Raw genomic sequence first — 14,476 nt, forward strand, 5'->3', positions numbered from 1 at the left:
TCGCGAGCAAGCTCGCTCCAACATTTGTTGGGCGGGTTTGCGGGCATAAAAAAACCGGAAGCCTTGGCTTCCGGTTTTTTGTCGCCAGTCCAGGGACTCAGCGGTTGAAGCGCTCCACCAGCGAGTACTGCGTGTGCGCCGTGCGGGTCAGGGCTTCGCTGAGTTCGGCCGAGTGCTGGGCCTGCTCCGAAGTCTGGTCCGCCAGTTGCGCGATGGTGCTGATGTTGCGGCTGATTTCTTCGGCCACCGAGCTTTGCTCTTCGGTGGCTGCAGCGATCTGGGTGGTCATGTCGGTGATGTTGGCCACCGCTTCACTGATGCCCACCAGCGCCTGGTCGGCTTCCAGCACCCGGGCCACGCCTTCTTCGGCCTGACGGTGACCGGCATCCATGGTTTGCACTGCGGTGGCGGCGGTTTGTTGCAGCTTGGCGATCAGGGTGTGGATCTGTCCGGTGGACTCGCTGGTGCGTTGCGCCAGCTGGCGCACTTCATCGGCGACCACGGCAAAGCCGCGGCCCATTTCCCCAGCGCGCGCCGCTTCGATGGCGGCGTTCAAGGCCAGCAGGTTGGTCTGGTCGGCGATGCCCTTGATCACATCCACTACGCCGCCGATCTCGTCGCTGTCCTTGGCCAGTTGGGTCACGGTCAGGCCGGTTTCGCCCACCACCACCGACAGGCGCTGGATGGCTTCGCGGGTTTCCCCGGCGATATCCCGGCCGCGACCGGTGAGACGATTGGCCTCCTGGGTAGCGTCAGCGGTGCGTTGTACGTGACTGGCCACTTCCTGGGTGGTGGCGGCCATCTGGTTGACCGCTGTGGCCACCTGCTCGGTCTCGACCCGCTGACGTTCCAGGCCGCTGGAGCTGTTGTGGGCCAGGGTGTCGGACTGTCGAGCCTGTTCGTTGAGGTGCTCCGCAGTGTCCTGCAAGCGGGTCAGGCAAGTCTTCAGGCGGGCTTCCTGGCTCAAGATCGACATTTCCAGGCGCGCCTGGGCGCCACGGCTGTCGGTGTACATCTGGGCGATCAGCGGGTCGGAAGTGGTTTGTTCGGCCAGGCGCAGCAGGCGCTTGAGGCCTCGTTGCTGCCAGCTCAGGCCCAACAGGCCCAGCGGCACCGAGAGGGCTGCGGCCAGGGCAAAGCCCCAGTGGGAGTTGAGCCAGGCGCCGATCATGAAGCTCAGTTGGCTGACCAGAATGAACGGCAGCCAGTCCTGAAGGATCGGCAACCACTTGTCACGCTTGGGAATGGCCGACTTGCCCTGGTTGATGCGCTGATAGAGGGCTTCGGCGCGGCGCACCTGTTCGGCAGTGGGCTTGACCCGTACCGATTCGTAGCCCACCACCTGGTTGCCTTCGAACACTGGTGTCACATAGGCGTTGACCCAGTAGTGGTCGCCGGTCTTGCAGCGGTTCTTGACGATGCCCATCCATGGCAAGCCTTGTTTCAAGGTGCCCCACATGTGCGCGAACACTGCCGCGGGTACATCAGGGTGACGGACCAGGTTGTGCGGCGCGCGAACCAGTTCTTCACGGGAGAACCCACTGATCTCGACAAAAGCATCGTTGCAGTAGGTGATCACGCCTTTGGCGTCGGTGGTGGAAATCAACCGTTGTTGAGCCGGGAAGGTACGTTCGCGCTGAGTGACAGGCTGGTTATTACGCATGGTTTTTCAATCCGCAAGGCTTTGATGGGTTGTCGGCCGCTTCAGCCGATTATTGAAATTATTTTTCAATAATCGGCGCTGGGTCTCATTGGCAGAAGCTGTCGCTTGCAAAATGCGCCACCGAGGTTCCGGTGGCTTTGGCGAGGCGCTAATCATTGACCTTCTTCCTTGATAGTCAATTGTCCTGAAGTACTGGTTTTGACAACTTTTCGCTGGGTTATCCGGCGAGCATCGGATAGGTGAACAAGCCGAAATGCAGCAGATTGAGAGCAAAGTGAGTGGCGATTGCCGCACCCAGGCCACCAAAGCGATAGGCCAGACCGTAGCCGACCCCGGCGATGGCCGCCAGTAGGGTCCATTGCCAGCCAGCACCCAGGTGTACCAGGCCGAATAGCAGGGCCGCACACAGCAGTGCCAGGTTTTCGCCATAGGGAAGGGCCTTGAACCTCCGGCCCAGGCCGCCCTGGATGTAACCACGGAACAGCGCTTCCTCCACCAGGGTCACCAGCAGCAGATTGTTCAATACCCACAACCAGGCCTGATCCGGCCATTTCGGCGCCCAACTGATGATTCCCAGCAGCAATGCGCCACCCAATGCGGCGACTGCGCACACCGCCAGGGCCAGCACCGTGGCGTAGAGCGACAGGCGCAGCGAGCGCCGACCGACGATCCAGGGGCAGACCAGCAGCAGCCAGAAGCCGATCAGCGGTTTGTCCTGATTCAGGTACATGGAGAAGGGCACGGCGTCGTCGGTAAAACGCTGCGGATCAATGGCCCGGCCGTTGTAAAAGCCTGGCAGCCAGTGCATGGCCAGGGCCAGGGCGATCACCACGAACAGGCCGTGGCCCAGGTATTGGCCGATGCGGCTGCGTTGCTGGCGTACGGCGAATCCGGCGCAGAGCAGCAGGAAGATCGAGAGGGCGGCCAGCAGTCCCAGTTGCCCGTAGCTCAGAGCCAGTGCGTAGCCAATAGAAAGGAGTGCCAGATACATCCATGGCAAAGCGGTCATGTGGAATCCTTGTTGCAAAAGAAAGGGGTGTTGCAGAAACGTTGTTCAGCGCCGGATCTGTAGTCGCCATTGCGACCGGTGAGTCAGCTTCGGCGGGCGGCAAGTATAACCAGCTGAGTTTTGTACGACAGCCCGACGAAAAACACCGCCCTAAGGCGGTGTCTGGTTTCGTAGCGGATCAGGATGCAATCAGCTGTCGCAACACGTAGTGCAGGATCCCTCCAGACTTGAAGTACTCGACTTCGTTCAAGGTATCGATGCGGCACAGCACCTCGATTTTCTCCTGGCTGCCATCCTCGCGGGTGATCACCAGGGGCAGGTTCATCCGTGGAGTCAGTTCCACATCGCTCAGGCCAAGGATGTCCAGGGTCTCCTTGCCGGTGAGTTTCAGACTCTTGCGGTTCTGGTCGAGCTTGAACTGCAAGGGCAAGACCCCCATGCCCACCAGATTGGAGCGGTGAATACGCTCGAAGCTTTCGGCAATCACCGCCTTGACCCCCAGCAGGTTGGTGCCCTTGGCGGCCCAGTCACGACTGGAGCCGGTGCCGTACTCCTGACCGGCGATGACCACCAGCGGCGTGCCCGAGGCCTGATATTTCATGGCTGCGTCGTAGATCGACATTTTCTCGCCGCTGGGGATGTAGAACGTATTGCCGCCTTCTTCGCCGCCGAGCATTTCGTTGCGGATGCGGATGTTGGCGAAGGTGCCGCGCATCATCACTTGGTGATTGCCCCGACGCGAGCCGTAGGAATTGAAGTCCCGGGGTTCCACGCCCTTGTCCCGCAGGTAACGGCCGGCAGGGCTGTCGGCCTTGATATTGCCGGCGGGAGAGATGTGGTCGGTGGTCACTGAGTCCCCCAGTAGCGCCAGTACCCGGGCACCGCTGACGTCCTTGATTTCCGGCAGGGGGCCGGCAATGTCGTCGAAGAAAGGGGGATGCTGGATGTAGGTGGAGTCGTCCTGCCAGACATAGGTGGCGGCCTGGGGCACGTCAATGGCTTGCCATTGGGCATCACCGGCAAACACCTCGGCGTATTCCTTGTGGAACATCCGCGTGTTGACCTGGGCCACAGCCTCGGCGATCTCCTTGCTGCTGGGCCAGATGTCCCGCAGGTACACCGGCTGGCCGTTCTTGTCTTGACCCAGCGGTTCGCTGCTGATGTCGATACGCACTGTGCCGGCCAGGGCATAGGCCACCACCAGGGGCGGGGAGGCCAGCCAGTTGGTTTTGACCAGCGGGTGCACCCGGCCTTCGAAGTTGCGGTTGCCCGACAGCACTGAAGCCACGGTGAGGTCGGCTTGCTGGATGGCTTTCTCGATCGGCTCCTGTAGCGGACCGGAGTTGCCGATGCAGGTGGTGCAGCCATAACCCACCAGGTCGAAGCCCAACTGGTCCAGGTAAGGCGTGAGCCCGGCGGCCTTGTAGTAGTCGGTGACCACCTTGGAGCCAGGGGCCAGTGAGCTCTTGACCCAGGGCTTGCGTTGCAGGCCTTTCTCTACAGCTTTTTTCGCCACCAGCCCGGCCGCCATCATCACGCTGGGGTTGGAGGTGTTGGTGCAGGAGGTGATTGCGGCAATGACCACCGCACCGTTTTTCAGGCGGTAGGTCTGGCCTTCGTACTGGTAGTCGGTTTCTCCCACCAGATCGGCATTGCCCACGGCGACACCGCCGCCGCCCTCGCTTTCCAGGCGACCCTCTTCCTTGCTGGTGGGCTTGAACTGCAGGTCGAGGAAGTCAGTGAAAGCCTGGGCCACATTGGGCAGTGCAACCCGGTCCTGCGGCCGTTTTGGTCCGGCGAGGCTGGCTTCCACGGTGCCCATGTCCAAGGCCAGGCTGTCGGTGAACACCGGCTCCTTGCCCGGCAGGCGCCACAGGCCCTGGGCCTTGCTGTAGGCCTCGACAAGTTTCACCAGTTCGCTCGGGCGCCCGGACAGGCGCAGGTAGTCGAGAGTGATCTCATCCACCGGGAAGAAGCCGCAGGTGGCGCCGTATTCCGGGGCCATGTTGGCAATGGTGGCGCGGTCTGCCAGGGGCAGGTCGGCCAGGCCATCGCCATAGAACTCGACGAACTTGCCCACTACGCCCTTCTTGCGCAGCATCTGGGTCACCGTCAGCACCAGATCGGTGGCGGTGATGCCCTCCTTGAGCTTGCCGGTGAGTTTGAAGCCGATGACTTCCGGGATCAGCATGGACACCGGCTGGCCCAGCATCGCCGCCTCTGCTTCGATCCCGCCCACGCCCCAGCCCAGCACGCCGAGGCCGTTGATCATGGTGGTGTGGGAATCGGTGCCCACCAGGGTGTCGGGGAAGGCGTAGGTGCGGCCGTCCTCGTCCTTGGTCCAGACCGTGCGCCCCAGGTACTCCAGGTTGACCTGATGACAGATGCCGGTGCCCGGCGGTACCACACTGAAGTTGTCGAAGGCGCTCTGGCCCCAGCGCAGGAAGGCATAGCGTTCGCCGTTGCGCTGCATCTCGATGTCGACGTTCTGTTCGAAGGCGCTGCTGCTGGCGAACTTGTCCACCATCACTGAGTGGTCGATCACCAGGTCCACGGGGGACAGCGGGTTGATCCGTTGTGGATCGCCACCGGCCTTGGCCATGGCGGCGCGCATGGCGGCCAGGTCGACCACGGCGGGCACGCCGGTAAAGTCCTGCATCAGGACACGAGCGGGGCGGTACTGGATTTCCCGGTCGGAGCGACGCTCCTTGAGCCAGGCGGCGAGGGCCTTGAGGTCGGCACCGGTGACGGTCTTGTCGTCTTCCCAGCGCAGTAGGTTTTCCAGCAGGACTTTCAGTGACATGGGCAGGGCGTCGATATCGCCCAGGCTCTTGGCGGCGTCCGGCAGGCTGAAATAGTGATAAGTCTTGTCGTCGACTTTTAGGGTTTTAAGGGTTTTCAGGCTATCGAGGGATGGCATTGAATGACTCCTTGTGGCCCGCACGGCTACGGGCCTGTGATACGGACAGAGAGTTAACCTAGCTCTGTTTGGGGCTTATAGCTAATCACTGGACTCCTGGGTTCAGTCCAAGGTTCCGAACTCGGTTATCATGCGCCGGTTTTCGTGACAGGCTTTGCTACAGGGCAGGTTTGCGCATCGATTCGTCGCCATTTGCCCAGGAGATTCAATGAACACCCTGTTTATCCATTGCCGGCCCGGTTTCGAGGGTGAAGTCTGCTCCGAGATCGCCGACCACGCGGCCCGGCTGAATGTTGCCGGCTACGCCAAGGCCAAACCCAGCACCGCCTGCGCCGAGTTCATCTGTACCGAGGACGACGGCACCCAGCGCCTGATGCAGGGGCTGCACTTTGCCGACCTGATCTTCCCCCGGCAGTGGGCCCGTGGCGGTTTCGTCGAGCTGCCGGAAACCGACCGCATCAGTGTGATCCTCGCCCATCTGGCCCACTTCCCCCAGTGCGGCAGCCTGTGGCTGGAAGTGGTGGACACCAACGACGGCAAGGAACTGTCGAACTTCTGCAAGAAGTTCGAAGGTCCGCTGCGCAAGGCCCTGACTGCTGCCGGCAAGCTGGTGGAGGATGCCGCCAAGCCGCGCTTGCTGTTGACCTTCAAGAGTGGGCGTGAAGTCTTTGTCGGACTGGCGGATGCCGGCAACTCGGCCATGTGGCCGATGGGCATTCCACGGTTGAAGTTCCCGCGGGAAGCGCCAAGCCGTTCGACCCTGAAACTGGAAGAGGCCTGGCATCACTTCATCCCCCGGGATCAGTGGGACGAGCGTCTGCACAGCGACATGACCGGAGTCGACCTGGGCGCGGCGCCGGGCGGCTGGACCTGGCAGTTGGTCAATCGCGGCATGCTGGTGACGGCCGTCGATAACGGCCCGATGGCCGAAAGCCTGATGGACACCGGCCTGGTGCAGCACCTGATGGCGGACGGCTTTACCTTCAAACCACGGCAGCCGGTGGACTGGATGGTCTGCGACATCGTCGAGAAGCCGGCGCGCAACGCCGCACTTCTGGAAACCTGGATCGGCGAGGGTCATTGTCGCGAGGCCGTGGTCAACCTGAAACTGCCGATGAAGCAGCGTTACGCCGAAGTGAAGCGTTTGCTGGAGCGGATTGAAGAGGGCTTTAAAGCGCGGGGGATTCGTGTGGCGATCGGCTGCAAGCAGCTGTATCACGACCGCGAGGAAGTCACTTGCCACCTGCGCCGTCTGGATGTGAAAAAGCCCAAATCGGCGTAGCCCCGCCATACCACGCAACGCCCCGTAGGAGCCGGCTGCCGGCGAAAGGGCCCTGGAGCCTTGTGTTGCCCAGGAGGACGTTTTCGCTGGCAAGCCAGCGCCTACACCCGCCAGCTCTTGCGGGCGCGGGGTGTTGTGGTGACGCCCGCAGGATCACCGCAACAGATGACCGGATGGCGCCATTGCGCGACAATGGCCGCCTGTTTCAGGAGTGAACCATGAGTCAAATCATCGATACGCCGGTTGACGGCACCCTCGACGCCACCGGTCTCAATTGCCCCGAGCCGGTGATGATGCTGCACCAGCACATTCGTGACCTGCCCGCCGGCGGGTTGTTGAAAGTGATCGCTACCGACCCCTCCACCCGCCGCGACATTCCCAAGTTCTGTGTGTTCCTTGATCACGAACTGGTGGCGCAGCAGGAAGAGGCTGGCACCTATCTCTACTGGATTCGCAAGAAGCTCGATTAACCCGCCGAACGGCCGATGCGGATCTGCTTGCGCGCACTGCGTGTCAGGCGGATCAACAGCATCAGCGCTGCGCAGGTCAAACCGGCAATCAACCCCTCCCACAGACCGCTCGGGCCCCGCGCCGCTCCGAACCAATCGGTCAGGCCCAGGGCGTAGCCCACCGGCAAACCAATCCCCCAGTAGGCGAACAAGGTCAGGATCATGGTCACCCGGGTGTCCTGATAGCCCCGCAGTGCGCCGGCGGCGGTGACCTGAATTCCATCGGAAAACTGGAACAACGCCGAGTACACAATGAGCATCGAGGCCACCTGGATCACCATCGGGTCGTTGGTGTAGATCGAGGCGATGGGTTCGCGCAGCAGGTACATCAGGCTCGCCGACAAGCAGGCGTAGGCCAGTGCCGCGCCCATGCCGACTCCGGCGCTGAAGCGTGCGTCGCGCGGTTGCTGGCGCCCCAGAGACTGGCCGACCCGTACCGTTACGGCCATGGCCAGGGAGTAGGGGATCATGAACATCAGGGCGCTGACGTTGAGGGCGATCTGGTGTCCGGCCACTACTGTGGCTCCCAGGCTGCCGATCAACAGGGCAATCACCGCGAAGATGCTCGACTCGGCGAATACCGCGATGCCAATGGGCAGACCGATACTCACCAGGCGCTTGATCACCGCCCATTGTGGCCAGTCGAACTGGCTGAACAGCTGGATCTTGCGATAGGCCGGCGCCCAGTGAACCCAGCCGGCCATGCCCAGCATCATGACCCACATCACGATCGCCGTGGCCCAGCCACAGCCGACGCCACCCATGGCCGGCACGCCGAAGTGACCATAGATGAAGATGTAGTTGATGGGGATGTTGAGGGCCAGGCCACAAAGCCCGATGACCATGCTCGGCACTGTGCGGCCCAGTCCGTCGCTCAAGCAGCGCAGCACGTAGTACAGCGCGACTGCCGGCAGGCCGCTGGCGATGCCGTGCAGATAGCCCATGCAGGGTTTGATCAGTTCCGGGTCGACCTTCATCAGGTGCAGTATCGGTTCGGCGCTGATCAGTATCAGCGTGGCCGAGATGCCGGTCACTACAGCCAGCCACAAGGCCTGGCGCACCAGCGGACCGATCTCATGCAGCGTGCCGGCACCAAAGCGCTGCGCCACCTTGGGTGTGGTGGCCAGCAGAGTGCCGGTCATCAGCAGGAACACCGGAATCCAGATCGAGTTGCCCAGGGCTACGGCCGCGAGATCCCGGGGACTGACCCGACCGGCCATGACGGCGTCGACAAAGCCCATGGCGGTGGTGGCCACCTGGGCAATCATGATGGGCAAGGCCAGGCGCAGCAGGTCGCGCAGTTCGCGCCCGACCCGGGCAGGGCGGCTGGTGGCAGGGGTGAGGGGGGTGTCGGTCACGGAATTCACGGGGCGTAGCGTCCATAGGTGTGTTGCGCGGGACGCGACAGTCTACGCGTTGACACTCTGGTCAGGAAAAAATCCAGTGTTGTGGATTTGTAATGGCACGCCGCCGGGAAATGAGCGCTCGGCCTCAAGCCGTGCTGGCTCGCCCTGTCATCTGCGCCTACACTGCGGCTCCGCACGAGGAGCCTGCCATGTTGATTGTTGCCGACGAAAATATTCCCCTGATCGAAGAGTTCTTTGCCGGTTTCGGCGAGATCCGGCGTTTCCCCGGGCGCGCCATTGATCGGGCTACCGTGGAGCAGGCGGATGTGTTGCTAGTGCGCTCGGTGACACAAGTCGACCGCCAATTGCTGGAAGGCAGTCCGGTGCGGTTTGTCGGCACTTGCACCATCGGCACCGATCATCTGGACCTGGACTACTTCCAGCAAGCGGGGATCAGTTGGTCCAGTGCGCCGGGCTGCAATGCCCGTGGTGTGGTGGATTATGTGCTGGGCAGTCTGTTGACCCTGGCCGAGATCGAAGGGGCGGATCTGGCTCAACGCTGTTACGGCGTGGTGGGGGCCGGTGAAGTCGGCGGGCGTTTGATCAAGGTCCTGCGTGGTCTGGGTTGGCAGGTCCTGGTCTGTGACCCGCAGCGACAGGCAGCGGAAGGCGGTGACTACGTCAGCCTGGAGCAATTGATTGAACGTTGCGACGTCATCAGCCTGCATACGCCTCTGGCTCGGCAGGGCGAGCATTCCACCTGGCACCTGCTGGATCGGCAGCGCTTGAATCAGCTCAAGCAAGGTACCTGGCTGATCAATGCGGCCCGTGGCCCGGTGGTGGATAACCAGGCGCTGCGTGAAGTGTTGCTGCAGCGTGAGGATTTGCAGGCGGTGCTGGATGTCTGGGAAGAGGAGCCGACAGTGGATCGCGAGCTGGCGGACCTCTGCGTGCTGGCTACGCCCCATATCGCCGGCTACAGCCTGGATGGCAAGCAGCGTGGCACGGCGCAGATCTACCAGGCCTATTGCCGCTTCCTCGGTCAGGCTGAACAGGTCGGCCTGGCCACCTTGCTGCCGGCGCCGTGGGTGTCGCAAGTCAGCCTGAATGCCAATGCCGACCCGGCCTGGGCCCTTGCGATGATCTGTCGGGCGGTGTACGACCCGCGCCGTGATGATGCGGATTTTCGCCGCAGCCTGGCGGATGATGTTGCCCAGCAACGCAGCGCCTTTGATGGCTTGCGCAAGCATTATCCGGAGCGTCGCGAGATCGACGGGCTGCAAGTGCGGATTCAGGGTGATTCGCCAGCTCTGAGCCAGATCGTCCGAGCCCTGGGCGCCAGCGAACTCTGAACCCGTGCAAGCAGTATTGCGCGCGCATAAAAAACCCGGCCGTCTGGCCGGGTCAAGAGGACGTGAGGCTGAGTGTCAATCTTGCTGAGCAGGCTTGACCAGTCGCTTTTCCAGTTCGCGGCAGGCGTTCTGGATCATGTCTTCAGTAATAGGTACTTCGCGACCCTGGGCGTCGATGATGGCACACCCCAGAGACTGGTTCGGCTGGGTACGGATCACTTGAATCTTGTCATTGCTGCTGTGTTGCAAGGACATGGCCTGTCTCCTCATCAGGTTGTGTGCTTACTCTAGAATGGCCGGGTGACCAAGCTGTTACAGAACTCCGCAAGGGCTGGCCCGGCGACTTCACTCCAACAGAAATGCCCGGGGAGTGCCAGCCACAGATTAGACCGATAATCTCTAGGCTCTAGTGTCAGCGGTCATAATCAACCTGACTCATTGTGATTTAGCAAAGTTCCTGCGAATTCCTCTCGTTGCTGCCGCTACAACGGGTCGGTCGCCGGTGCGCCAATGGATGAACTGCATGCTCTCTTCTCGTCATCGCCGGGCGTTGCATCTGGCCAGCCGTTTTATCGCTCCCTACCGTTGGCAGGCGCTTGGTGCCTTGCTGGCATTGATTGTCACTGCGGGCATCACCCTGTCCATGGGGCAGGGGATTCGCCTTTTGGTGGATCAGGGTTTCATGACCCAGTCCCCGCATTTGCTGAATCAGTCCATTGCTCTGTTCCTGCTGCTGGTCCTGGCCCTGGCGGTAGGCACTTTCGTGCGTTTCTATCTGGTGTCCTGGATCGGTGAGCGCTGTGTAGCGGATATCCGGCGCCAGGTGTTCAATCACCTGATCTACCTGCATCCCGGATTCTACGAGAACAATCGCAGTTCGGAGATCCAGTCGCGACTCACGGCGGACACCACCTTGCTGCAGTCGGTGATCGGTTCTTCGTTGTCGTTGTTCCTGCGTAATGCGCTGATGGTGTTGGGGGGGATCGTCTTGCTGTTCGTCACCAATCCCAAGCTCACCAGCATAGTGGTGGTGGCCTTGCCTCTGGTGCTGGTGCCGATCCTGATTTTCGGCCGTCGGGTGCGTAGTCTGTCGCGGCTGAGCCAGGACCGGGTCGCCGATGTCGGCAGCTATGTGTCCGAGACGCTTGGTCAGATCAAGACGGTCCAGGCCTACAACCACCAGGCCCAGGACGAGCAGCGTTTTGCCGTGACGGTGGAGCAGGCCTTCGATACCGCGCGCAAGCGTATTGTCCAACGTGCCTGGTTGATCACCCTGGTGATCGTGCTGGTCTTGGGCGCGGTGGGGGTGATGCTCTGGGTCGGTGGCATGGATGTGATCGCCGGGCGCATTTCCGGTGGTGAGCTGGCGGCGTTCGTGTTCTACAGCCTGATCGTCGGTAGCGCCTTCGGCACCTTGAGTGAGGTCATAGGCGAACTGCAACGCGCTGCCGGGGCTGCGGAGCGGATCGCCGAACTGCTGCGGGCGGACAACATTATCCAGGCACCCAGTAGCGGCCTGGTGAGCTTACCGGCACGCGTGCGGGGTGATCTGGAACTGGACGGCCTGGGCTTTTCCTATCCGTCACGGCCGGACCGCTACGCCGTCGATGGCCTGAGCCTGAAGATCCATGCCGGAGAAACCCTGGCGTTGGTCGGGCCGTCCGGGGCGGGCAAATCCACCCTCTATGATCTACTGCTGCGTTTCTACGACCCGCAGCAGGGGCGGATACTGCTGGATGGCGTGCCCCTGACCCAGCTCGATCCGCTGGATCTGCGGCGCTGTTTTGCCCTGGTGTCGCAGAGTCCGGCGCTGTTCTACGGCAGCATCGAAGAGAACATTCGCTACGGCAATCCTGATGCGACCCTGAGCCAGGTCCAGGACGCGGCGAAGATCGCCTATGCCCACGAGTTCATCGAGCAGATGCCAGAGGGTTATCAGACTCATCTAGGGGATGGCGGGCTGGGGCTTTCCGGCGGACAGCGACAACGCCTGGCAATCGCTCGCGCGCTGTTGGTGGATGCGCCGATCCTGTTGCTGGACGAGGCCACCAGCGCCCTGGATGCGCAGAGTGAGCATCTGATTCAGCAAGCCTTGCCCAGCCTGATGAAGAACCGTACCACCCTGGTGATCGCTCATCGCCTGGCCACGGTGAAAAATGCCGACCGGATTGCGGTCATGGACCAGGGCAGGCTGGTGGCCGTGGGCACTCATCAGCAACTGATTGCCAGCAACCCGCTGTATGCGCGCCTGGCGGCCCTGCAATTCAACGACGGCCCTCAGGCACCTGTGTAGGAGCCGGCTGGCCGGCGAGAGCGGCCATCAGGTTGGCGCCGAGCTCGAAGGCCTCTTCGCTGGCAAGCCAGCTCCCGTGGGGGTGGCAGCCCAATAAAAAGCCCGCATCACTGCGGGCTTGTGGGGAGGCTGGCTTCACTGATCGTCGAAGTAGCGCTCATGCCAGTCGACCAGCGGCTGTGGCGAGTTGAGCTTCTGGCCGTAGATCACCGAGTAGGACAGCACGTTCTGCACATACTGGCGGGTTTCGTCGAAGGGAATGCTTTCCACCCACACGTCGAAACTCAAGTGGTCGGCGCCCTTGAGCCATTGACGCACCCGTCCAGGCCCCGCGTTATAGGCGGCAGATGCCAGTACCCGGTTGCCGTTGAACTGGCTGTGGACCTGGCTCAGGTACGCCGCACCCAGTTGGATGTTCTTGTCCGGGTCCAGCACTTGCTGGGGAGAGGCCAGGGGAATGCTGAACTTGCGCGCGGTCTCCTTGGCAGTGCCGGGCATCAATTGCATCAGGCCGCTGGCGCCCACGTGGGAACGGGCATCGTCCATAAAGGCGCTTTCCTGGCGGGTGATGGCGAACACCCAGCTGGAATGCAGGCCACGGACCTTGGCTTCGCGCACCAGGGTGTCGCGGTGAGCCATGGGGAAGCGGATGTCCAGGTCATCCCAGTACTGGGCCTGGCTGATGGTGCGAATGGCCGGGAAGTACCATTTCAGGTCGTAGGCCAGCCTGGCCTGGGCCACCATTTCGTCGCGGTTGAAGTGCCGGCTGACGTGGTACCACTCACGGCGACCGTCGACGATCTGGCCTCGGGCATGAAACTCCAGGGCGCGACGCACGCCTGGGGTATTGCGCACCTTGTTGATGACCGCCTGGCTCAACATCAGCGGCTGGTTGTTCAGCTGATAAGGGGCCTTGGCGTGATCGGCGGCGAGGAAACCGTAGAAGTCACGCTCCCGGGCCAGGCCTTTGAACAACACCAGGGCCTGGGGGTTCTTTGGCTGGGCCAGTTCCAGGCTGCGCGCCTGCCAGTAGCGCCAGCGGTTGGTGCTGGCCAGGTCCTGAGGCAGCTTGCGGGTCAACTGGTAGGCATCTTCCCAGCGCGCCAGACGCAGCAGCAGGCGCAGGCGCCATTCGGAGACGGTGTTGTCCCGCAGCTCGGGGTCGTACTTGGTCATGACGTCCAGAGCGCGGCTATCGAAGCGCCGGGCCAGGGTCAGGCCGATTTCGCGGGCAATGGCCACTTTTTCGTCACGGGAGAAGTGCATGCTGCTGGCATAGCCGTCCAGCAGGGCCATGGCCTTGTCCGGGTCCTGGCGAGCCAGGCGGCGCAGGCCCAGGCCGACCACGTCGGACATCGCTTCATCGGCGGGCTGGAAGCGCGAAGGCTGGCTCAGTAGCTCCGGTTTTTGTGCCACGTCCACCAGCAGGCGGCCCTGGGGCGCGAGGGTGGTCATGCTCTTGACCAGGCTGTTGGCCAGGGGATAGTTGCGGGCTTCGGCCGCCAGCTTGGCCCGCTGCCAGCGCTTCTGTTCGGTCAGTTGGCCTTCGGCGGCCCATTGGGCGAACAGCGCGTCACAGGCGGCCGGTTGGGATTTGCCGGTCAGCCAGAGCTTTTCGGTGGCGGCGTAGCCCTCGGCCTTGAGGTTATGGCCCAGTTGGTACTGGCCGTTGAGGCAGTCCAGCTCGGTGAAGTTGAGTTTTGGGTCGTAATACCGGGTGAAGGTGGCCCAGTCGCCGCGTTCCGCCAGCCAGCGCAACCAGCGCAGTTTCATCCAGTTGGCTTGAGGCAGGTCGCCATGTTCGGCGAGGAATTTCTCGATCTCGGCGTTGCTGGCGCTCTTCAGGCGGGCGGTAAGTTCGTCATAGGCCAGGTAAGGCTCCAGCGGGTAGTCGCGCAGGGCATCGGCATAACGGAAGTAAGGGCCTGAATCGCCCTTGGCCAGGGCGCGCTTGGCTTCATCGTAATATTGGCGTTGCTGGGTCAGGTCCGCCGCCTGTGTGGATTGGACGGCAGTGGCGGAAAGAAGCAGACAGGATAAAAGGCTGAAAAGGCGACTGCGCATGAGACATCCGGGCAGAGAAATCATGACAAGTGCCGACA

General features: G+C 62.3%; 10 protein-coding genes. 4 read left to right on the top strand and 6 right to left on the bottom strand.

Annotated features, from left to right (window positions below; all coding sequences use genetic code 11):
• Positions 1 to 97 precede the first annotated feature (97 nt).
• The 3 genes from P7C00_RS10485 to acnA form a co-directional block, all read right to left on the bottom strand.
• Positions 98 to 1,663 (bottom strand): PAS domain-containing methyl-accepting chemotaxis protein, encoded by a 1,566-nt coding sequence (locus tag P7C00_RS10485; RefSeq protein ID WP_346631797.1) that lies wholly within the window; start codon positions 1,661 to 1,663, stop codon positions 98 to 100.
• A 217-nt stretch (positions 1,664 to 1,880) separates the two neighbouring features.
• A complete protein-coding gene (locus tag P7C00_RS10490) occupies positions 1,881 to 2,672 on the bottom strand; it encodes a CPBP family intramembrane glutamic endopeptidase (protein WP_346631796.1) in 792 nt (263 codons plus the stop codon).
• Between the two features lie 178 nt (positions 2,673 to 2,850).
• Positions 2,851 to 5,592 (bottom strand): aconitate hydratase AcnA, encoded by a 2,742-nt coding sequence (gene acnA, locus P7C00_RS10495; RefSeq protein ID WP_404938866.1) that lies wholly within the window; start codon positions 5,590 to 5,592, stop codon positions 2,851 to 2,853.
• A gap of 208 nt (positions 5,593 to 5,800) precedes the next feature.
• Here acnA and rlmM point away from each other — a divergent pair, with 208 nt between their 5' ends.
• Positions 5,801 to 6,874, top strand: coding sequence for a 23S rRNA (cytidine(2498)-2'-O)-methyltransferase RlmM (rlmM, locus tag P7C00_RS10500; protein ID WP_404938868.1), 1,074 nt, complete (start codon positions 5,801 to 5,803; stop codon positions 6,872 to 6,874).
• Positions 6,875 to 7,092: 218 nt separating this feature from the next.
• Complete coding sequence (gene tusA / locus P7C00_RS10505; protein ID WP_047302965.1) at positions 7,093 to 7,344, top strand: sulfurtransferase TusA; 252 nt, start codon at positions 7,093 to 7,095, stop codon at positions 7,342 to 7,344.
• Here the strand turns inward: tusA and P7C00_RS10510 are convergent.
• A complete protein-coding gene (locus tag P7C00_RS10510) occupies positions 7,341 to 8,750 on the bottom strand; it encodes an MATE family efflux transporter (RefSeq protein ID WP_404938870.1) in 1,410 nt (469 codons plus the stop codon). The genes tusA and P7C00_RS10510 overlap by 4 nt on opposite strands.
• Before the next feature lie 188 nt (positions 8,751 to 8,938).
• On the opposite strand from P7C00_RS10510, the gene pdxB reads away from it, so the two are divergent.
• Positions 8,939 to 10,081, top strand: a complete 1,143-nt coding sequence (pdxB, locus tag P7C00_RS10515; protein ID WP_346631792.1) for a 4-phosphoerythronate dehydrogenase PdxB — start codon at positions 8,939 to 8,941, stop codon at positions 10,079 to 10,081.
• 75 nt (positions 10,082 to 10,156) lie between these two features.
• On the opposite strand, the gene P7C00_RS10520 is transcribed toward pdxB, so the two are convergent.
• The gene (locus P7C00_RS10520) at positions 10,157 to 10,336 is read right to left on the bottom strand and encodes a PA1571 family protein (RefSeq protein WP_346631791.1); all 180 of its coding nucleotides are present in this window, start codon (positions 10,334 to 10,336) and stop codon (positions 10,157 to 10,159) included.
• A 259-nt stretch (positions 10,337 to 10,595) separates the two neighbouring features.
• Here P7C00_RS10520 and P7C00_RS10525 point away from each other — a divergent pair, with 259 nt between their 5' ends.
• Positions 10,596 to 12,374, top strand: a complete 1,779-nt coding sequence (locus P7C00_RS10525) for an ABC transporter transmembrane domain-containing protein (protein WP_404938872.1) — start codon at positions 10,596 to 10,598, stop codon at positions 12,372 to 12,374.
• 135 nt (positions 12,375 to 12,509) lie between these two features.
• Here the strand turns inward: P7C00_RS10525 and P7C00_RS10530 are convergent, their stop codons facing one another.
• On the bottom strand, positions 12,510 to 14,438 hold the full coding sequence (locus P7C00_RS10530; protein ID WP_346631789.1) for a transglycosylase SLT domain-containing protein: 1,929 nt from the start codon (positions 14,436 to 14,438) through the stop codon (positions 12,510 to 12,512).
• Between the last annotated feature and the right edge of the window lie 38 nt (positions 14,439 to 14,476).

It is taken from the genome of Pseudomonas sp. JDS08PS003, assembly GCF_045013505.1.
Lineage (GTDB): Bacteria > Pseudomonadota > Gammaproteobacteria > Pseudomonadales > Pseudomonadaceae > Aquipseudomonas > Aquipseudomonas protegens_B.